General features: G+C 27.5%; 16 protein-coding genes and 2 pseudogenes. 7 read left to right on the plus strand and 11 right to left on the minus strand.

The window, feature by feature from the left end; genetic code table 11:
* Positions 1–28: 28 nt before the first annotated feature.
* The 10 genes from E0E45_RS14325 to E0E45_RS14370 form a co-directional block, all read right to left on the minus strand.
* Positions 29–5,377 carry a filamentous hemagglutinin N-terminal domain-containing protein gene (locus E0E45_RS14325; RefSeq protein WP_130891788.1) on the minus strand — a complete coding sequence of 1,783 codons (5,349 nt, stop codon included), beginning with the start codon at positions 5,375–5,377 and terminating at the stop codon, positions 29–31.
* A 15-nt stretch (positions 5,378–5,392) separates the two neighbouring features.
* Positions 5,393–7,132 carry a ShlB/FhaC/HecB family hemolysin secretion/activation protein gene (locus E0E45_RS14330; protein WP_130891789.1) on the minus strand — a complete coding sequence of 580 codons (1,740 nt, stop codon included), beginning with the start codon at positions 7,130–7,132 and terminating at the stop codon, positions 5,393–5,395.
* Positions 7,056–9,143 carry a hypothetical protein gene (locus tag E0E45_RS14335; RefSeq protein WP_130891790.1) on the minus strand — a complete coding sequence of 696 codons (2,088 nt, stop codon included), beginning with the start codon at positions 9,141–9,143 and terminating at the stop codon, positions 7,056–7,058. The genes E0E45_RS14330 and E0E45_RS14335 overlap by 77 nt, the downstream gene beginning before the upstream one ends.
* Before the next feature lie 188 nt (positions 9,144–9,331).
* Positions 9,332–9,697, minus strand: coding sequence for a hypothetical protein (locus E0E45_RS14340; RefSeq protein ID WP_130891791.1), 366 nt, complete (start codon positions 9,695–9,697; stop codon positions 9,332–9,334).
* 14 nt (positions 9,698–9,711) lie between these two features.
* Entirely contained in the window at positions 9,712–10,347 is a 636-nt protein-coding gene (locus E0E45_RS14345; RefSeq protein WP_130891792.1) for a hypothetical protein, read from the minus strand.
* A gap of 26 nt (positions 10,348–10,373) precedes the next feature.
* Positions 10,374–10,991, minus strand: coding sequence for a hypothetical protein (locus E0E45_RS14350; protein WP_130891793.1), 618 nt, complete (start codon positions 10,989–10,991; stop codon positions 10,374–10,376).
* Positions 10,984–11,583 carry a hypothetical protein gene (locus tag E0E45_RS14355; protein WP_130891794.1) on the minus strand — a complete coding sequence of 200 codons (600 nt, stop codon included), beginning with the start codon at positions 11,581–11,583 and terminating at the stop codon, positions 10,984–10,986. Before E0E45_RS14355 ends, E0E45_RS14350 begins: the two co-directional genes overlap by 8 nt.
* Positions 11,584–11,719: 136 nt before the next feature.
* Positions 11,720–12,358 carry a hypothetical protein gene (locus tag E0E45_RS14360; protein WP_130891795.1) on the minus strand — a complete coding sequence of 213 codons (639 nt, stop codon included), beginning with the start codon at positions 12,356–12,358 and terminating at the stop codon, positions 11,720–11,722.
* Between the two features lie 106 nt (positions 12,359–12,464).
* Positions 12,465–13,232 (minus strand): hypothetical protein, encoded by a 768-nt coding sequence (locus E0E45_RS14365; protein ID WP_130891796.1) that lies wholly within the window; start codon positions 13,230–13,232, stop codon positions 12,465–12,467.
* On the minus strand, positions 13,216–14,223 hold the full coding sequence (locus E0E45_RS14370; protein WP_130891797.1) for a hypothetical protein: 1,008 nt from the start codon (positions 14,221–14,223) through the stop codon (positions 13,216–13,218). The genes E0E45_RS14365 and E0E45_RS14370 overlap by 17 nt, the downstream gene beginning before the upstream one ends.
* Positions 14,224–14,878: 655 nt before the next feature.
* On the opposite strand from E0E45_RS14370, the gene E0E45_RS14375 reads away from it, so the two are divergent.
* The 7 genes and pseudogenes from E0E45_RS14375 to E0E45_RS14405 all read left to right on the plus strand — a co-directional run bounded on the left by E0E45_RS14375 (position 14,879) and on the right by E0E45_RS14405 (position 21,938).
* The gene (locus tag E0E45_RS14375; RefSeq protein WP_130891798.1) at positions 14,879–15,424 is read left to right on the plus strand and encodes a hypothetical protein; all 546 of its coding nucleotides are present in this window, start codon (positions 14,879–14,881) and stop codon (positions 15,422–15,424) included.
* A gap of 568 nt (positions 15,425–15,992) precedes the next feature.
* Complete coding sequence (locus tag E0E45_RS14380) at positions 15,993–17,126, plus strand: acyl-CoA dehydrogenase (RefSeq protein ID WP_130891799.1); 1,134 nt, start codon at positions 15,993–15,995, stop codon at positions 17,124–17,126.
* Between the two features lie 76 nt (positions 17,127–17,202).
* Positions 17,203–17,673, plus strand: a complete 471-nt coding sequence (locus E0E45_RS14385) for an electron transfer flavoprotein subunit alpha/FixB family protein (protein WP_130891800.1) — start codon at positions 17,203–17,205, stop codon at positions 17,671–17,673.
* 65 nt (positions 17,674–17,738) lie between these two features.
* Positions 17,739–17,905, plus strand: a pseudogene (locus tag E0E45_RS14390) (rubredoxin).
* Between the two features lie 49 nt (positions 17,906–17,954).
* Positions 17,955–19,162, plus strand: a pseudogene (locus tag E0E45_RS14395) (FprA family A-type flavoprotein).
* A gap of 808 nt (positions 19,163–19,970) precedes the next feature.
* Entirely contained in the window at positions 19,971–20,423 is a 453-nt protein-coding gene (locus E0E45_RS17955; RefSeq protein ID WP_269472048.1) for a toxin-antitoxin system YwqK family antitoxin, read from the plus strand.
* Between the two features lie 510 nt (positions 20,424–20,933).
* Positions 20,934–21,938, plus strand: a complete 1,005-nt coding sequence (locus E0E45_RS14405; protein WP_172604203.1) for a filamentous hemagglutinin N-terminal domain-containing protein — start codon at positions 20,934–20,936, stop codon at positions 21,936–21,938.
* Here E0E45_RS14405 and E0E45_RS17740 read toward each other — a convergent pair.
* Complete coding sequence (locus E0E45_RS17740; protein WP_172604204.1) at positions 21,925–22,074, minus strand: hypothetical protein; 150 nt, start codon at positions 22,072–22,074, stop codon at positions 21,925–21,927. The genes E0E45_RS14405 and E0E45_RS17740 overlap by 14 nt on opposite strands.
* Positions 22,075–22,080: the final 6 nt, after the last annotated feature.

The raw sequence follows: 22,080 nt of genomic DNA on the forward strand, positions 1-22,080 counted from the left end.
CCTTTTTCTTGAGTAAAGCTACCTCCTGCTAATATATTGGCATTTCCATTTGCAATATAGTAATGCTTTGTTCTGAAAAGTTTATATCTACATTTTTATTAAAAGTATCTTGATCATAAGTTATCCAAGCTGAAGAACCAAATACTGTATTTAATATTTCTTGTATTTCTGTATTACCTGAATTATATACTCCTTTTAATGCAGCCAATGTTCCTGCATCTATTTGTGAATAATATCCAGTTAGTGCATTATTTGCCATTTCTCTCATAACTTCTAATAAACTTTTATCTTCATATGTTGTTCCACTTTGGTATATAGGAGATCCTACTACCCATCCATGATTTCTCCAGTATAAAGAGACTTTTATAGAGTCTAGAATTTCTTCCAGAGATTTAGTTGTTGCTGCACTTTCATTTCTAATATTTCCTGTTATTTTCATATTACTTGAAGTTTGTATTGTTCCAGCGCTATTAACTACATCAGATGTTTCTTTTGATTTACCTGAAATCGCTAAATCTCCTCTTGATGAGATAAATCCTCTATCTTCTGACTTTATATTAACATTATTAGCTTGGAAAACAGGAATTTTCATTGTCATTGAAAATTTATGGTCATATGTACTATCTCCCCATCCAGTTACCCAATTATCTTTTATTTCTAGTGTATAATAACTTGTTCCAGCATCTTGATATATTGTCTTATTTTCAACTTTATCTGCTTTAATTGTTAATTTTCCACCAGATTGTATTTTAGAAGCTTCATTTAGTAATGTTTCAGCAGTTATTGCCATATCTCCTTTTGATTCTATTACAGAATGATTTTTGTTTAGAACATTTTTATCTGCTTCTAAAGTTATTTTTCCATTAGCCCAAATTGTACTTCCACCTTTATCAGTACCTATATTACTAATATTTTGGGCTTTTAATTTGATATCTCCATTACTTACAAGCATTCCTGTATTTGTAATATCCTTCCCTGCAGAGAAATCTAAAGGTCCATAATTTTGAAATTTTCCAGAGTTATTAATATTTCCACCAGTTACTAGTGTCATTAACTTTTGTGAACTTAATTTTCCTGTTTCTCCTATAATGATATCTTTCTGGTTATTTCCAAGGTCAACTTTAAGAGTACCATTACTGATAATATTTCCTTTATTTTCAAAATTAGTATTTAATGTTGGAGCTTTTCCATCTATTGAAATATCTCCTCCAAGTATATTTGCACCTTGCGAGTTATTAAATCCTTTAGTAATTTTCAAATCCAGTTTTTTTTCTGCTTGAATAATTCCATTATTCTTATTATCTACTTTTCCTGCGCTAACTATTAAATTTCCGCTATCATTTCTATCTTTAGATGTTCCAGCTGCTAAGAAACCAGTGTTTTCTAAATTTCCTGCTACTTCTACCCTTCCATTACCAGTAGTTACAATTTTTCCTTCATTTGTCATATTCTGACTACCTTTTAATGTTAAATCTCCAGTAGATTCTATAGAGGCATTAGCAGTATTTGAAATATTTCCACTTGCTGTAATATCTGATCCAGCATTTAAAATATTTCCTTTATTAGTGAAATCTTTTGCTGATACAGTTAAATTTTTTGTATTTTGCAGTTTAGTATTATTTGTTAAATTTCCTGTAGTTGTTATATTTAAATCTCCAGTTACTTCAAGACTTTCATTTAAAATATCTCCATTTCCTGCATTAATAGTTGTATCTCCACCAAATATTGCAGTTCCACTATTTTCAACACCATTAGATGTAATATTTACTTTTGAACCAGCTTGAAGGTTTCCAGTATTAACAAGTTTTTCATTACCAGCGTTAACATCTAAAGTTCCACCAGTAATCATTTTATTTGCATTATTAAAACCTTCAGTTAAGATGTTGGTATCTTTTGCAACATTTAAGTCTCCTGTGTTGCTAAAAGAAGAATTACTGTTACCTTTATCTACTTTTAAATTTTCTCCTATAGTAGTAGTTCCAGTATTTGAAAGCCCTCCTCCTTTAATGTCCAAGCTTTTAACAATATTAGCTGTTCCATTAATCTCTACATTTTGATCTGTACCAGTTAGAGTTATTTTAGCATCTCCACCAACTTCTAATTCTTTTTTAAATTTAGCATTTCCTGTTTCTAAGCCTATATTTTTTCCAACTTTTAAAGAATCAATTTCAAAGTTATTAATAATCTTACCAGTGAGATTTTCTCCAACTGTTATAGTTCCATTGCTTGTAACATTTCCTTTAGCGCTTAAATTCAAGTCATTATCTATATTTATGATACCATTATTATTGATATCCTTCCCAGCATCAATGTCTGCTTTATTAGCAATTATGATTCCAGCGTTGTCAATATCTCCACTCTCAGATTTTAATTTTAAACTTTCACTTGCGCCTATGATACCTTGGTTGTCTATTTTATCTTTAACATTTATAGTGAGATCTTTAGACTCAACTATTCCAAATCTAAGACTTGATAACTCAGCCTTTTTAACAGAGACATCCCATTTTTGCTTTCTTAGTGTTTCAATTTGTTTGCTAAGATCAGCAATTTTTTTAGCATCAGTTTCTTTTTGCAATTGTGCTTCTAATGCCTTTATTTTCACATCAAAGTCTTCAAATTTACTTACACCATATTCTTTTAATTTACTTTCATACTCTGAAAGTGCTTCTGTATATTCTTTTAGTGCATCTTCTCCACCAACAGATGAGAAGCTCTTACCTTCAATAGTAGCTTTATCACCACCATAAATTCTTCTGGTATTTTCTATATCTCCACCAGCTTTCATAGTTAGTTCTTTACTAGCTTCAATAATACCATTATTAGTAATTCCAGCTGCTGAATTAATATTTAACTTATTTTCAGCTTTTATTATTCCAGAGTTATCTAAATTATCATTAGTTTTTCCAGTAGTTCTTGTTCCAGTAGTAGTTATATCAATATCTTTTCCTGCTACTGTACCAAATGAAACCATTTTTAAGTCTTCAGTTAATTTTTCTAAATCTGCTTTTACAGCCACTAAATGAGCTTTTTTAGCTTCTAAAATTTCTCTTTCTTTTGGATCTGTAACTCTTTTTAATCTATCTTCTATATCTAATATCATATTTTCAGCATCAGTAACGCTTTCATTAGTTAATTTATAGAATTCAGTTAAATATTGTTCTAATAGAGAAGCTCCACTTGGATCATATCCAGCATTTAAGAACTTATTAACTTGAATTAATACTTTTTCCATAGCAGAAACCATACCATAGTTAACAAAATCCTTTTCAGATTTTATAGTTACATTGTTTCCAATGATTTCACCTTGGTTGCTTATATCTCCTTTTGCATTAATAGAAGTATTACCTTTTTGAGCAATGATATATCCAAGGTTATTTAAAGTTTGAGCTGTGATCTCAATATTATTAGAGTCCCCAAGTCCTCCTGTTAAAATAGATCCTTTATTGCTAATTGAAGCAGCGCTTATCTTTATGTTACCTGCTCCATATGGATAGACTCTGTCTGCAGCAACTATTGTTGCTCCTTTGTCATTAACTAAATTAAAGTTTTCACCTTTTATTTCAATATTATATCCAGAAACTACTCCTGTATTACTAAAGCTTCCATTTTTTATATTAATTGTTAGTCCATTGTATAGGTCTACAGCTTCTCCTTTAGTATGAGTATTCTGTCTAATTTCACCTTCATTAGTTATTTCTTCAGTATTTATTACAACTTTTGCTCCAGACATAGAACCAGTTATATTTTTTTCTTGCAATTTATCATTAATCATTTTACTATTAGTTATTTTTTTAGCATTAATTTCTAAATCACCAGAAGATGCAATTATATTACTATTCTCTAAATTATTTGCTTTAATTTTAATTTTATTTTGTCTATATTCTCTTAAATTTCTAATAATTGTCTCATTTTTAATATTGTTTCCTTCTATATCTATATTTTGCGCGTAAATTCCATCACTTTCCCATCTATATTCATTTTCATTAAGAGTTCTATTTGTTTCTGGATCTACAACTTTAACATTACCATTAACATCTTTTAAAACAAGTAATGGAGGCTTACTAGGATTTCTTCCAGCCATAACAGGTCTCATGAGAGTTTCAATATTAATATCCCCAGAAATCTTCATTGTTAACCCAGCATTAGAAACAATGGCAGCAGTAGTTTTTCCGTTTCCATTTATTCTTAGATTTTTAGCAGTAAATTTTATTCCTTCTTCGCCAGTAGCAGATACAGCACTTTCAATAACTATATTTCCATCTACTGTAATATTGACACCATTATTAGCTAAAATACTATAGTTATATTTTACTTTGTCTAATTCATAAGCTCCATTAATAGTAGAGAAATCTCCTTTACCTTGCATCTTAATAGATTTACCAGCATTTAAACCTCCAATAGCAATATCACCATTACTTTGGATTTCGATATCTCCACTACTTCTTATCAAACCTTCATGTCTAACTCCAAGTCCTTCTGTAGTACTTATCATTTTAATATTTCTACCATACATGGCACCTAAATTATTGGCATAAATACCATACTTAGTGTCAGTTTTGTCATTACCTAAAATTTTTTCAACATTTGGAGTTTTTCTGTCTTTTAAGTTAACTTTATTTTGTCCAGCAATTAAAGTAATATCAGCATCTTGTTCGCCTTCAAAAGCTGCTATTTGTCCTTTTAATTCAATTGTTTTTGCAATTACATTAAAATAGTCTCCAGCAGTTCCAGCGCCCACTTCACCAATAGTTACCTTTCCTTTAGTAACATTAAGATTTAAATCATTTCCAGAAACAGAAGGTTTTCCAGTAGTTAAAGTAACACCACTAGTATTAATGAATCCACCACCATTTACAGAAATTCCATTTTCATTAGCAAGAATGAAGTCAGCTTTTTGACCAGCAATTTCAACAGTACCATCAATATTTGAAATTTTGTTACCAGTGACTTCAGTCAAGATAGCTTTGGCAGCAGTTCCAGGTTTACCTTCTTGACTAAGGTTAGGGTTATGAGTAACAATACCTCCAGTTTTAGATACAACAGGAGCACCAGTAGCATTGTTATTAAAGATAGCGCTATTTTCACTACCAACACTAAAGTCAACAAATTTATTATGAGATAACCCATTAGAATCAGGTTTAACAATATTAATTAGATCATTTCCATTAGCACTAGTGGACATGGAAGGACCACCAGTATCAGGTTTTATATTATTAGCAGAACGTTTTCTAGCTCTTAAATCTCTGGCAAAAACTTCTTCTCCAACAAAATCAATTCCACCAGTGATCAAAAAAGCAACTATTAAACTTAAGGTAATTCTCTTTTTATTTTTAAGAGAATGTTTTAAAATCTTTTCATTAATCTTTAAATAGTTCATAAAATATCTTCCTCCCTAAAAATTATAGCTTATATTGAAGTATATTGGATTTTGTTCCCTTGGCATATCTTTTGCCCATACTAATGGAATTCCATATGTAAATCCAAGATTAAATGCTCCTCTAGCAATTCTAAAACCAATAGCAAATCCAGCTATTTTATCAGAATTAGGTAAGTCTTTATCTCTTGAAATTCCTCCATCTAATCCTATAAATGGCTTTATAGCAGATAAAAAACTATTTGCATTTTGAGTTCCTAAATATGTAATTGTATTATTAATATAGACACCTTTATTCCCTACTACTGAACTTTCTTTAAATCCTCTTACAGTATATTCATCTCCCATAGTAAACTGATTTGCTGATAATAATCTATCATCAGAATAGCTTCCTCCTATTCCCATTCTATATTGAAAAAGATGGTCTTTTATAGAAAACATTCTTTGCCAATCAAGATTAAAGTTTAACTTATCATATTCAACTTTATAATCTCCTTCTTTTAAAACTTTTGGATCTCCTTCAGCACCAAACCATGGAACTCCTCTCTCATATTCGATTATTCCAAAAACTGTTCCCCCAAATAATCTATTACTATGATCAATTCCAATTACTGTATTTGCATATTTTTTAGTACTAACATCAATTACAATTCCATTCATAGTATTATAATTATCTCTATATGTTATACCTCCATGAACTGTTGTTTTATAATACTGCCCCCTTGAAATTATTTTGCTGACTTTTAATTTATGTTTTTTACTTCTACTTTTATTTTTATAACTTCCCAAATCACTTATAGTGGTATTATAATTATCACCCATATTATAATTATATGAAATTCTCCAGTAGCCAATTGGTACTGAATATCCTATATCATAGTTTGCTTCCTTATCAAGTTTTCTATCATCTGTTAATCTTTCAATATAATTCAATGTTAGTCTGTCATTTATTCCAAATAAATTATCTTGTGAAAAATTTATATTTATTTTGTTTCTTCCTTTATCTTTATAACCACTATCATCCATCCCTACACTAAACCCAGTAGAAGTGTAATTCTCCTCTATAAGAATATCTGAGTATCCATATTCTTCTGTAGGAGCAATCTCAGTCATATTATTATATCCACCAACATTTATATTTTCTAATCCTTGATCCATATCTTGAGTGGTTAAAAGATCTCCTTTTTTCATTGGAAAAGCTAATTTAAGTTTAATTTTATCTAATGTTGTTTCTTCTTTACCTGTCATTTTAATATTCCTAACTTTTCCTTCTTTAACTTCATAAATAAGTTGCCCCTCATTTATATTGCCATACTTGAGAGTTACTAAAGTAGTTACATACCCCTTCGTTAAAAAAACATTTGATAATTTTACTAATAACTCATATATATCTTGTTCATTCATTTCAGTATTTATATACGCAGCTATTATTTTATCCATCTCATTTTTAAAAAGCTTTGATCCTATTACTGTTATATCAGTAAAAAGATATTTTTTTCCTTCCTCAAATCCTAGTTTTGATTCTTCTTTTTCAGTTTCATTCTTGTTTGGATACATTAATTGTTGATTAATATACTCTTGTTGTCTTCTCATCTCAAGCAATCTTTGAGTATTTTCAATATCTCTAAGTGGATCTCTCATAGCAGGACCTGGTCTTGTTGTTTCTGCTATTATAATCTGACTAATTCCTAGCAAGAATAATAAAATCATAAACCAATTGTGAGTTTTGTATAGAATTTTCTTCAATTTTAGTCTCATCTTTCCTCTCTCCTTGACTCTCACTCTTTCTCTCTGCAATTTTTAATTCTATTTCCATTTCTGAAGTTTCTTTTGTTATTTCTATTTCTTTTTCAGCTAAAGCAACTCCTTGATTATCAACAGATTCTAGGACTAATTTATATTTTCCTAATATTAAGTTTTCTATTATAAAATAACCATCATTTTCTGGAATGCATACTTCTATTTTTTTATTGTTTTTTATGTCTATTACATTTAAATATAATGTTTTTAAGTATTTATATCTCAATGTTTCATCATTAAAAGTTATCATTCCTGATACAAGCTTCCTTGGATATAAAGGGATATCCAATTTTAACGTGTCTGCTTGATTAACTCTAGCTTTGTATGTATCATATTGAGCCACATATAAAGGGTTTTGTGCCTCTATATTAACATCATGCTTCCCAGGATATAAGTTAGAAATTTTATATTCTCCTTTTTCATCACTTGACACTGCTACTCTTGATGCCATGACTTGTGTCCTAGGAAGTACTTTGTCAATTCCTTCATCATATTGCCCGTTATAATTATTATCTACATATACCTTTCCATGTATGTTTCCATTTTCTACACTTGTAGTTTTACTTTTTACATCTGATAAATTAATTACTTTGTCTATTGTAAAACCATTACTTATAGTACTTTTTCCATTTGATCTTATAAATGAAGCTCCACCAGAAAACCAATAATCATAATCTATATCAAATGATAATCCATATATATCTCCATACCTTTCACTTTTTTCATAATATGCTCTATATCTAATTCCATTTTCTCTATATCTTTTACTTGTTATTTCAAATCTATATCTTGTGTCATCAAAGTCTCTAATTTTTCTATGATAAACTCCTGCATATAATGTATAGTTTCTAAAATAATAACTTCTTACACTAAAATCATGAGATATTGAATCTTTTTCAGTATTTTTATATATAGCATATTCAGGAATGAATGATCTAAATCTTGTTCTAAATACAGCTCCTATTTCTCTATCTTTAGTCCCATATAAATAATCTGCACTAAAATATTTTAATCCAACACTTAAATCATTAAATATAAATTTAGATTTGCTTGCACTCAAAGCCACTTCTTGTTTCTTATTAATTCTTTTTGCTGTAGTATTTGAATATTTTCCTCCTTCAGCAGTAAACATATAGTCTCCAATATTATGACTTAGGTCATAATAAAAATCAGATTCTCCTTTATTATTTCTAACTGTTTCAATTTCTATAGTATAAGGATTTTCCATAAACTGACTTGTATGAAGTACTCCCAATTTTATACTTTGGTTTTTTTGAGGATTATTATTTGTATAATGTGCATCATATTCTAAATCGTAAAATCCTGTTTTTATAGTAGTTGTATCAGTTAATCCATAATCTATTTCTCCAATAAATTGATTATATCTTCCATAACTTGATTCTCCTGCATGAAAGTTATATCCAAAATCTCCTTTTCTCTCTAATCTATTACCTGAATATCTATTTAAAGTTTCTTTTTTTATACTTCCATCAAGATTATAAATGATAATTTGAAAATAATCAGATCCAAATAATGAAGGAATATTTTCAAACTTATATTGTCCATTTACAACATCTTCATATGATAATAATTGCCCATTTTTATATAATTCTACAAATTTTCCCATTGGAGCATATCCAGAAATAGTTATCATATTTTCATCATATTCAGTAATTACTCTATAATCTTTTGTGAAACTAATTCCTCTTATCCCCCCTACAGTTCCTCTCAAACTTCTTGGCATATTCACAGCAACATCACCAAAAATTAAGTCATGGTTTTTATATACATCTCTATATGTCAATCTTGTTTGATAATTTTTAAGATCTGGATAAATACCATAATATATTTCTAAATCTCCATATAACATTGGACCTAAATATTCTGCTTCTAAATATTTATATTCATTTCTACTTGGCTTATAAGTCTTCCCATAATCATAAATTAAACGTAAGTTTCCAGGTGCCAAGATTTTTTTTTCAGTATAGATATTTTTTTTACTTCCATTATCTCCTTTTAAAAATTCTTCCTTCTTATATTTTCTAATATTATTTAACTCAGCAGGAATTGTAAATAAAGTTTTTATTTTGATCGTTAATCTATCTTCATCTTTATCAATTTCAGATATCCCTATAAGATTATGTAAAAAATCTATATCTACATATATTTTTCTTCTTTTTCTATAATTTCATCTATAAAAGAAATTTTATTGTTTCCTTTTTTTATATATTTTTTTTCAAAATCTATATATTTTTCTTGCCCATATATATTTCCAACATCTAGTGTAAATCGTTCATTTATCCATTGATTATTTGTTATTTCTAAAATATTCAACATATTTTGAAGTTCAATATACAGGTTTCCGTTTATAATATGTACTTTTGTTCCACTAGTTCTTATTTTTTTGTTTATTTCAAAAGAATATAATCCTATTTCTGTTTCTGAATATAAAGTTAGCTTTAAAAAGAAGAAAAAAAGAAAGAAAAAAAAATATTTTTTTTTAAAATTTTTTTTTGTATTCATCTCTAATATACTCCTTATCTTCTAACTGATCTTAATTGATCTAAAACAATATCTTTAAGGTTAATATAAGCTTTTCCAGTAGTATCTTGTTTTTCTGCTGAAAATCCGTACATTGCTCCTTCTTCCAAATTCTCCAATTCTATTGTTAATTTAAAACTATATCTTAAATACCAAACATCAATAGGCCCAGTAGAATTTGGATTAGAAAATTTAAATGTTCCATTTGTATCAGTAGTGTTGCCACGTACCTCTATCACATTGATTTGGCCTCCTTTAACTTTCAATGTTCCATTAGGATTCCCTCCTCCTATAAAAGATACAATATCACTATAGCTCCATGTTTTTGTATTATCAATTCCATTCATAACAAGCTGTATATCTTCTGATCCATCTACTGTTTCCCCATTTTTTCCCATTTCAATTGTAATTTCTACAGTTCCTATATCTATTTCTCCATTTATCCCATTTTCAAAGTGCCCTAAGTCAATTATCTGTCTTCCTCCTGTCCCTGTTCCTATTTTATAAAAACTTGTTACTCCATCAGGACTTAAAGATACAGTTATAGTTTGAGCTGCTGCATAGGAAAATTTAAAATTTAATATATTTATCAATAAAAAAATCCCAATTTTAACTACATTTAGTTTTTTCATGATTACATTCTCCTTTTATAAAGTTATTACATTCCTAAGAATTCAACATTTAATCTTGCTGTCCCACTATAATCTGGGCTATCTTCAGTTAATTTATCTAATTTAGGAGTTATCATCTTATTATCTTCATTAAAATTAGCATTTATATATACAGTATCTACTTTTAATGTCCCACTTTGAATAGTTTGATTAAATGGTTTCATTAATTCTTCACTTATTTTTACTCCTTCAGCAGTAGAAAAATATATTTTTCCTGCTATTTTGTCTTCAGGTTTTCCATCTTTTATTAAAGAAAATTCTCCATTATTTTCAAAAGAAAGTTTTACTTTATTATAAATAGTAGTCACTATAGTTTTATTTATTGCATCATTGTCTATAATTCCATTATTAAATTTAATTTCGATTTTAACACTAAGAGGTTTTCCTGAAGAATTAGAATTTGTATAAGTGAAGGCTTGATTTCCCGAGGCTATTCGCATAGGTTCTGGAGAATCTACTTCTACTTTTAAAGGAGGGAGAGTTTTATAAACAATTGTTAATCCTCCATCTCCATTTATTCCACTTGTAAATTGCCAATCACTACTACTAAAAATACTAATGTTTAAAATAATCCCCAAAAGAAAAATAAAAATCTTTTTATTCATTTACTTCCTCCAGTTTTCTAGTACTAGATAATACTTCTATATTTACTCTTACTGTACCTTCATACTCTCCTATTTTAGCTTCACCTATTCCTCTTATTTCTCCCTTTACTGGAATAAAATTTGCATTATTATTTCCATGGATTGTGTAACTATCTTCAAAATTTTTTAAATAAACATCTATGGTTTCAACTGCAGCTCTTTCACCTTTATTTATATTTTTTATTTCACTTTTATTCACTGATGTATCTGGTTCTTTATATTTAATTTGAATTGATGTATAATTTTTATCTACTTCTTTTGTTGTTGGTAAATCATAGCTTAATTTTACCTTTACTTCATTGTTTTCTCCATTTGATATTTCTATTGCAGTTTCAGCATATATAGTATCTGTGGTACCTTTTAATATATTTCCAAAATCTAAGTCTTTAGCTTTCGCAACTAAAAGGCTGTCAGTTACAAATAAATCAAAACGTATTTCTTTTGTTATCGTGTTTGTTGCCCTAGACGCACAAAAACTATAAACTGAAATTAAAATAAATAAAATTGGAATTATGTTAAAAAATATCACCTTATTGTTTATTTTTTTTCCCATAATTTATTCCTCTCTTCCTTAATTTATCTTTAAGAAGGTAAAATTTTATAGAATTTTACCTTCTTAAAGTTTAATATTATTATTTTATAGTAAATGCTCTATTTAGAGTTTAAAAAATTTTTTTATTTTAATAATCTTAAGGTTGTGGAGTAGTAGCAGCATATTCAGCATATACTCTTACTGTTCCTTCATAATTTCCTAGTTTTTGATGTTGTCCTAAGTTTCCATTGGTTGTATCAGCAGTTGATGCTGAAGCTCCTGCTAAAGCACTGTCATAAGCATAAAAATGTGCTGTTAAAGTTTTTCTAGCCATTCCTGTAGCCATATTTACATTATCTCCTCCATTTGCATCAGTAGCTACTTTTATTCCTTCTACTTTGACATTTCCAATTACTGTTCTTGTTTCTGTATCTTCTTTTCCACTAAATGAATGCCAGTCTAAATCAAGATTATCTCTATCTAAATATGTTTTAAAAGATGTTCCTGTAGCATCTTTTGCTGATCTGTAAGTTACTACTCCAGGTGTTATTGCATCTATACGCTCTAATGAAGCATATATATTTGCATTATTTGTATCCCTTACTAAGTTCCCAAAATCAATTGGAGATGCCTCATTTACTGCTATTGAATCAACTACATTAGCAGTTACTCTTACGTCTACCCAACTTCCATTTGCTGTACTTCCTGTTATCGCTGGTCCTACCCCCTCTCTAATTGCAAATGCTGTTGCAGATGCCAGCATAAAAGCTGACAATAATAATAATTTTTTTTTCATTTTCATTTCCTCCTTGAAATATATTTTTTTATATAGATTACTTTATAATTAAATTATTTATATTAGAAATTTTTACTCTAATTTTTAATCATAAAGTAGAATCCCCCTATTTGAAATTTTTTATAATATTTCCTTTTGAGTCCTTTAAATATATTTTTTGAACACTCATACCTTCTGGAAAATCTTGAGATATTTTTTCATCATATCCTTCTACCACTAAAATCTCTCTTTGTTCTATTTTTGGGCTTCCATCTTTTCTTTTGCCCTCATATACTAGGATATATTTTGTTGTTATTTCTCCATCATTTTTTAATGTAAACTCTATCTCATCTTTTTTGACTTTTTCATTTGAAACAGTTCCTGAAACTTTTAGATTTTCTTTAGCTCCTGAATAACCATACACAACAACTCCTAAATTAATTAACATATTTACTTGGCTACTAGTAACTCCCTCTTTTAATACTACTTTTCCTTCCGAATTTAATGCTTTTTGCTCTAATTCTTCCATAAATAAAAGTGCTCTATATTCTCCTTTTGCTAAACCTGCAGGAGGTTCTATAGCAAATTTTACAGTTCTTTGCCCTTTAGGAGGAACAGTAATGACTTTAGGATATATAGTTCCCCATTTTCCCAAATATTTTTCATCTGAATCCTGTCTAAATGGTCTAAAAGATATTCTTACTCTTTCTGGTTTATCTTTTCTATTAAAAAATGTTACATCTTGAGTATTTCCTAAAACACTTAGTTGATATTCAAAAGTAGGGGGTATTATCTCTATTGCATAAGTTGATAATCCTATTCCTATAAAAGATAAGAATAATATAATTATTTTATTTTTCCATAAATCTTTCAAATTTTTACATATTGTCTTCATCTTCGTAGAAGCTCACCTCTATTCTTCTATTCAATTTTCTATTTTCAAATGTATCATTATCTACTTTATATTCATTCTTCACTGTTTCTCTAGGATCAATTTTCATAATATTTACTTTTTCAGTTAATCCATTATTATTAAATTCTTGTATTAAATTATCCATTCTTTCATTTGCCAATCTTACATTAAGTTCTTTACTTCCTGTATTATCCGAATAAGCTTTTAATTCTAATATTCCTGATTTATCATATTCATTTAATGTATTTGTCATATCTTGAATATTTTGTATTTGTTTAATAGGAACTTGTGTCTTATAAGCTTCATATCCTCCTGTTAATTCATCTCCTTCTATTGTTAACTTAAATACTGGTTCTGGTGGTAACTCTATATTTTCTATTTGGGGAACAATAACAGGCATATCTATTTTTGGAGTTGTTGAAGATATATCTCCAAATACATATCCAAATTTTAGACCTATCATGTTGTAGTCCTTATCATAATAATTGTTTTTTAATTTTGTTGATTCTGCAAGCAATTGTACATTAAATCTCCCAAAACTTTTTTCAAGACCTGCTGCTACATAATATTTAGAATCAAATTCTTTTTGACTAGTTCTTCCAAGTCTTGCTACTAATGAGTATGATTTTCCTATTTTTCTTTTAGCTAAAATGTAATACGTATATAACCTCTCTCCATCTTCTTTAACATAATCTTTCTCTAATTTTCCTTTTACCTCTCCTCCAAATCCTATTGAATATTTTTCAAATGGTCTATATACTTCCATTCCAAAGTCAAGACCATTACTAAAACTTTCAGATCGACTATCTCCTCCATAAGTTTCATAAGGTGTGATTCCAACTTTTAATTCATAATTCAGCTTTATTTCATCTTTATTCGGAGTTACATCAGCCCCATATATTATATTTTCTGTTCCTAGTAATGATAATGCAGCTAATAAAACATATTTTATCCTCTTTTCACACATAATCAATTGAATTCCTCCTTAATATTAAGCTATAGGTTAAATATATATTCTTTATTAAAAGAATACAGATTCTTTATTTATTTTTTTCCTATTTCGGAAATTAATCTATTTTTTTAGTTTTTAAGATATATATGAATTAATATAAAATAAAAATAGATTTATTTAAAATATAAAATTATAGTTAATTTAATTCTTAATTTAATTCAAATTTTCATAACTTAAACATATAAAAAACACTTTTATAAAATTATTTACTTCCTTTTACTTTCTATATTAATTATTTATAATTCTATAAATTCTTTTTAATTTGTATACAATTGGCAAAAAAAAAAAAAATAATATATATTATCACTTATGTAAAAAAATATACGCATAAAATATAGAAAAAAACGAAACAAACATATATTTTAAAAACTATTAAAATTTATGTGAAGCTTCATTAAAAATAATTCTTTATTTACCCTAAATTATGAATACAAATTATATTTAATATTTTTAATGTTTTAAAATTTTTATTTTCCATAGCTATTTTCCATGTTATCTAAAAATTTTATTTTTTTTATTTGATTGTTTCTAAATAGGAAAAAAATAAAAAATAAAAATATTATTTTTAAATTATCAAATATAGAATAAATTATTATTCATTAGAGGGGGAGTTTTGATGCGTACAATAAATTTAAATAAATCTGAAAGATATTTTTTAGATGGAAAGTTTTTTTTAGTAAAAAGAGGAAAAGTTATTACCAGAGATATTCTTGAAAATGGGAAAATAATAACTAGTGAAAATTCTTTAAGAAAAGGAGAAGTCATTGGTAATTTTTTTAATATTTTACCTGAAAATAATTTTTTTGTTCCTGAAATAGATATAGAAGTAGAAGCTCTAGAAGATAACACAATTTTAGAAGAATTTGCTTTTTCTTTTGATAAAATTATGGATGATATTCATATTCAAAAAATATTTTCCCAATTGATAAAAAAAGCAATTATTAAATTTTTACAACAATTATATAATACAAAAGGATATATCCTAGCTATTTTAAAGCTTCATCTTAATGATAATGGATATGTTTATAAAAAAGAAATTAGTTATGAAAATTTTAATATAAGCAAAAGTCAGTTTTATTTAATCTATTCCAAATTAAAAAAAGAAAATTTTCTTTCAGAAGTTGATGATAAAATATTTCTCAACTTAAAAAAAAAAAATTGATCCTTATTTAGAAAAGCTAGGTGAGACATAGTTTTTAAATAAATATTAGAACTTTGTCTTTTCTTCATAATCAATATTTAGATTTAATTAAATATTGTTATAAAAATTTATATATTGAACAAAAAATTATTAATATTATGTTATTTTTAATTCATATATACAAAATTATATAATTAAATTTAATTTTATATAGTTTTCTTTAAATTAATAAAATGAGAAAAAAGAGCTTTTAAATTAAAAAAATCCATAAAATAATGTAGAAGAAAAAAATAGATAATAGATATTATGATATATAAAGAAATAGTTTAAAAAACTCTATTTAAAAATAATTTTTGATTAATACAAATATATTATTTTGTAAGTATTCTATCATTTATAGCCTAATATTTAACTAATTGTATTATTTATTTGCTATAAAATAAAAAAAATTTAAAATAATAGTTGACATCCAAAATACTCAGTGATATTATATGATCATTAAAAAATATTTATAACAATTTTGTATTCATTACAAAAATATGATGAATTCTTGTAGTACTTAGGGTATTAAAACAGAAGGAGGCAGTATATGTTTTTTAAAACAACAGAAGATCATGAAAATTTGCGTATGAAAATAAGAGAATTCGCTGAAACAGAGGTAAAACCCATAGCTTTTATGTTAGATAAGGAGAATGAATTTCCAACAGAAGCTGTAAAAAAATTAGGAGAAATGGGAGTATTGGGAACACCATTTCCAAAAGAATATGGTGGAGCAGGTTTAGATATGCTTAGCTATGCAATTGCTGTTGAGGAATTATCAAGAGTAGATGGAGGAACAGGAGTAATTTTATCAGCTCATGTTTCTTTAGGTTCGTATCCTATTTTTGCTTATGGAACTGAAGAACAAAAACAAAAATATTTAGTACCATTGGCAAAAGGAGAAAAATTAGGAGCTTTTGGACTTACAGAACCAAATGCAGGAAGTGATGCTGGTGGAACTGAAACAACAGCAGTATTAGAGGGAGATTACTACATTCTTAATGGTGGGAAAATATTCATAACAAATGCTGATAAAGCTGAAACATATATAGTTTTTGCAGTTACAACTCCTGATATAGGAACAAGAGGAATAAGTGCTTTCATAGTTGAAAAAGGATGGGAAGGATTTACATTTGGAGATCACTATGACAAAATGGGTATCCGTTCATCTTCAACTGCTGAATTGATATTTAATAATGTAAAAGTACCAAAAGAAAACCTTTTAGGGAAAGAGGGAGAAGGATTTAAAATTGCCATGTCTACTCTAGATGGAGGAAGAATAGGAATAGCTTCTCAGGCTTTGGGAATTGCTCAGGGCGCTTTTGAAAATGCTCTTGCTTATGCAAAAGAAAGAGAACAGTTTGGAAAACCTATCGCTTTCCAACAGGTGATTTCTTTTAAATTAGCTGATATGGCAACAAAATTAAGAGCAGCAAGATTCTTAGTATATAGTGCTGCTGAATTAAAAGAAAATCATGAAGATTATGCTATGGAATCTGCTATGGCAAAACAGTATGCTTCAGATGTATGTTTAGAAATAGTAAATGAAGCTCTTCAAATATTTGGAGGAACTGGATATCTTAAAGGTATGGAAGTAGAACGTGCTTATCGTGATGCCAAAATCTGTACTATATATGAAGGAACAAATGAAATTCAGAGAGTAGTTATTGCTTCTCTCATCTAATAGGGAAAATGCCTAAAAGTGATGGTGGATCTAAAAGCCATCTTCAAAAGGTCATCCAACAGGTATTCGTAAAAATATGATATTAAAAGAAGGAAGTGCAAAAGAAAGAGTAGAAGCTTTGGTAGAAGCATTAAAGGCTGATGGATATGATTTTACAGTAGGAATAGATTTAGATACTCCTATTTCAAAAGCTGATCGTGTAGTAAGTGCAGGAAAAGGAATAGGACCAAAAGAAAATATGGAGCTTATTAAAAATTTAGCTATACAAGCTGGAGCTGCTATAGGATCATCTAGACCAGTGGCTGAAACTCTAAGATATCTTCCATTGAATCGTTATGTAGGAATGTCAGGACAAAAATTTAATGGGAACTTGTATATAGCTTGTGGAATTTCAGGAGCAGGACAGCATCTGAAAGGAATAAAAGATGCTACAACAATAGTTGCAATTAATAATAATCCAAATGCACCAATATTTAAAAATGCTGACTATGGAAATAATAGGAAACGTAGAAGAGATACTTCCTTTACTTACTGCTGCATTAGATAATGGAGAACCTAAAAAAAAGAAGCTCCTCCAATGAAAAAAATGAAGAGAGCAGTTCCTAAAAAGAAATTCCTACTTGGAAACGTCACGTTTGTAATGGATGTGGATATGAGTATGATCCAGCTGTAGGAGATGAAGAGAATGATATTAAACCAGGAACACTTTTGAAGCTCTTCCTGAAGAGTGGATCTGTCCAATATGTGGAGAAAGTAAGGATATGTTTATTGAAGTTTAAGATATGAGTAAAAATTTAAGCTGTTTTAAGCATAAAGGAGGAGTAATTCATGCATAATGTTAGAAAAGTAACTGAAGATTTATATTGGGTAGGAGGAGATGATCATCATCTTCATTTATTTGAAAATATACATCCCATTCCTAGAGGAGTTTCATATAATTCATACCTTTTATTAGATAAAAAACTGTTTTATTTGATACTGTAGACTGGTCAATAGGGCGTCAATTTATAGAAAATATACAAGCAGTTTTAGATGGAAGACCTTTAGACTATATGGTTATCAATCATATGGAACCTGACCATGCTGCTATGATTGAAGAAGTAATGCTTCGTTATCCTAAGGTTAAAGTTATCAGTAATGAAAAGCTTTTTATCTTATGAATCAATTTGGATTCCATATAGATAGCTCAAAAACTCAGGAAGTAAAAGAGGGAGATAAGATATCTTTTGGAAAACATGAAATTCTGTTTGTTGCAGCACCAATGGTTCACTGGCCAGAAGCTATGGTAAGCTTTGATCTTACTAATGGAGTTTTATTCAGTGCAGATGCTTTTGGATCTTTTGGATCTCTAGATGGAAAATTATTTAATGATGAAGTGAAATTTGATAGAGAATGGCTTGATGATGCAAGACGTTATTATACAAATATAGTTGGAAAATATGGTCCTCATGTACAATCACTTTTGAAGAAGGCTGGAGGAATAGACATAAAAATTATAGTCTTTACATGGTCCAGTTTGGCGTAATGACTTAGGTTATTTCTTAGATAAATATGATAAGTGGAGCAGATATGAGCCTGAAGAAAAAGGGGTAATGATTGTATATGCTTCAATGTATGGAAATACAGAAAATGCTGTATCTGTATTGGCATCTAAATTAGTGGAAAAAGGAATGACTAATGTGGTAATGTATGATGTTTCTAAAACTCATGTATCTCAATTAATATCTGAAACATTTAAATACAGCCATGTGGTATTAGCTTCTGTGACATATAATTTAGGAATTTATCCATTGATGCATAATTATCTAATGGATATGAAAGCATTAAATTTACAGAAAAGAACATTTGGTATATTAGAAAATGGTTCTTGGGCTTGTGAATCAGGTAAGTTAATGCAGGAATTCCTAGAAGATATGAGAGAAATGACAGTATTAAATGAAAGAGTTACTTTAACTTCTTCTATGAATGAAAATACAATTGAAGAGATGGATATTTTTGTTGATAGTATACTTGAATCAATGAAAGAAAAAAAATAATTTAAAATTACAAGCTACTACTTTATATGGTAGCTTGTAATCAAAATTATCAATTATATTTTCTATATTTTTATTATATTTTTAAAGCTTTCAAATAAAATTTTATTTATTATCTATAATCTTTTTCTAAGTTTTATTAATATAAATTCTCCTATTGTTTTATAACTATTCTATTTCATAAGTAAACTATTTTTTCTTAATTTATTTTGAATTATCCTCCATTATATAGTATTGAATTTTTAACATTGAGAACTTAAGCTAACATGTCTATTTTTATATCTTAGCTTTTTTGTATTTTATATGTTATAGGACATTTTAAAGTGTTTAATATATTTAGTCCTATATTGGCTAGAATCATATTTTTATTTCTGCTATTATATTTAAAGAAATTTTTAATATTATAAAAATAATGATAAAATCAAAAAAATATGAGAATATATTTAAGTTACTTAAGATAAATATTAAAAATTTTTTTTTTTTTAATATTTAGGTTAAATTAAGTCTTTAAAAGAGAGGTGATAAAATGAAAACTAACCTTTTAAAAATTAATATAGAGAAAATTATACTAATTTTCTCTATCAAAAAACTTTTATAACATAATATAGTATATTTAATTTAAAAGCTTTTATTTAATTATGCAGTAAAATGAAAATAACAAATTTCTAAAATTTAATAAATACTTGGAGGAATAAATTATGAAAAAAAAATTATAATATTCTTAATTACATTATTATTAATATTAACAAGCTGTATAAAAAAAAGAATTGAAGAGTCTTCTAACTCAGAAATAAGAAATGGAATTGTTTATATATTAGATGAAGATAAACCATATACAGGAATACTTACAACTAAGTATAAAAATGGGCAATTACAGTTTGAACTACAATATAAAAATGGGAAAGAAGAAGGAATTGAAAAATCATATTATGAAAATGGACAATTACAAATTAAAGCAATGGCTAAAAATGGTAAACTAAATGGAAAATATAGATCATATTATGAAAATGGACAATTGCAAATTGAAATGTCATATAAAGATGGTAAACAAGAGGGATTAGCACAAAGTTATTACGAAAATGGGAAATTACAAATTGAAGCAGTATATAAAAATGATGAACTAAATGGCTTAAAAAAAATATATCATGAAAATGGAATAATATGGAGTGAAGTAAATTATAAAGATGGAAAAGAAATATCTCCAGTAAAATGGTATAATAAAAAGGGAATTGAATGTGAAAATTATGTTACAAGTTTAGAATAACTTAATAAGTTCATATAAAATTTAAAAAATTATATAAAATATTTTTTATATATTATGGTACTATCAATCAGATAGTACCCTTTTTATAATTATAGTTTCTATTTTAATTCAAAATACTTCTTAAAAGACTTTAAAATATTGATAAATTAGTTATCTCTAGTATAAAAATTATTAGTTTTATATTATTTCAATCTATATAAAAATCTTAGCTAATTTTGGTAACTTTTCTTAATATTATATTATTTAATTTTTCCTAAATAAGACATTTTATCAAGTATTTTTATTTATTATGTAATAAACATATTTAGTATTTAAAGAAAAAATTTTACTTTTTGTAATTATTTTGTATTTCAATCATTTTTATAAAAAAACAAATAGTATAAATTTGATATAAGCTATAATTTTTAGGGAGGAAGATATTTTATGAACTATTTAAAGATTAATGAAAAGATTTTAAAACATTCTCTTAAAAATAAAAAGAGAATTACCTTAAGTTTAATAGTTGCTTTTTTGATCACTGGTGGAATTGATTTTGTTGGAGAAGAAGTTTTTGCCAGAGATTTAAGAGCTAGAAAACGTTCTGCTAATAATATAAAACCTGATACTGGTGGTCCTTCCATGTCCACTAGTGCTAATGGAAATGATCTAATTAATATTGTTAAACCTGATTCTAATGGGTTATCTCATAATAAATTTGTTGACTTTAGTGTTGGTAGTGAAAATAGCGCTATCTTTAATAACAATGCTACTGGTGCTCCTGTTGTATCTAAAACTGGAGGTATTGTTACTCATAACCCTAACCTTAGTCAAGAAGGTAAACCTGGAACTGCTGCCAAAGCTATCTTGACTGAAGTCACTGGTAACAAAATTTCAAATATTGATGGTACTGTTGAAATTGCTGGTCAAAAAGCTGACTTCATTCTTGCTAATGAAAATGGAATTTCTGTAAATGGTGGTGGATTCATTAATACTAGTGGTGTTACTTTAACTACTGGAAAACCTTCTGTTTCTGGAAATGATTTAAATCTTAATGTTACTAAAGGAAAGGTAACTATTGGTGAAGTGGGCGCTGGAACTGCTGGAGACTATTTTAATGTAATTGCAAAAACAATTGAATTAAAAGGACAAATAGCAGCTTTTGAAGGCGAACAAGATGCTGATATTACTTTAATTGCTGGACAAAATAAAGTTAACTTAAAAGACAGAAAAACTCCAAATGTTGAAAAAATTTTAGGTAATGACAAAACTGACACTAAGTATGGTATTTATGCCAATAATTTAGGTGCCATGTATGGTAGAAATATTAAAATGATAAGTACTACAGAAGGACTTGGAGTTAGACATGAAGGTTTGATAAGAAGTAGTGGAGATATCGAAATCCAAAGTAATGGTGATATTGCTATTGGAGGTTTAAATGCTGGTAAATCTATTAAGATGCAAGGTAAAGGAGATTTCTCTACTATTAATGGAGCTTATGAATTAGACAAAGTAAAAAATATAACTATAGTATTTTAGCTAATAATGGTGTCAATATTACAGTAGATGGAAATATAGTTATTGAAAGTGCTGTATCTGCTACTGGCGAAGAAGGAATAAAATTTACTGCTAAAAATCTAAGAATAAATGGAAACGGAAAAACTACTGCTGCCATTGTTTC

It is taken from the genome of Fusobacterium ulcerans ATCC 49185, assembly GCF_900683735.1.
Lineage (GTDB): Bacteria > Fusobacteriota > Fusobacteriia > Fusobacteriales > Fusobacteriaceae > Fusobacterium_A > Fusobacterium_A ulcerans_A.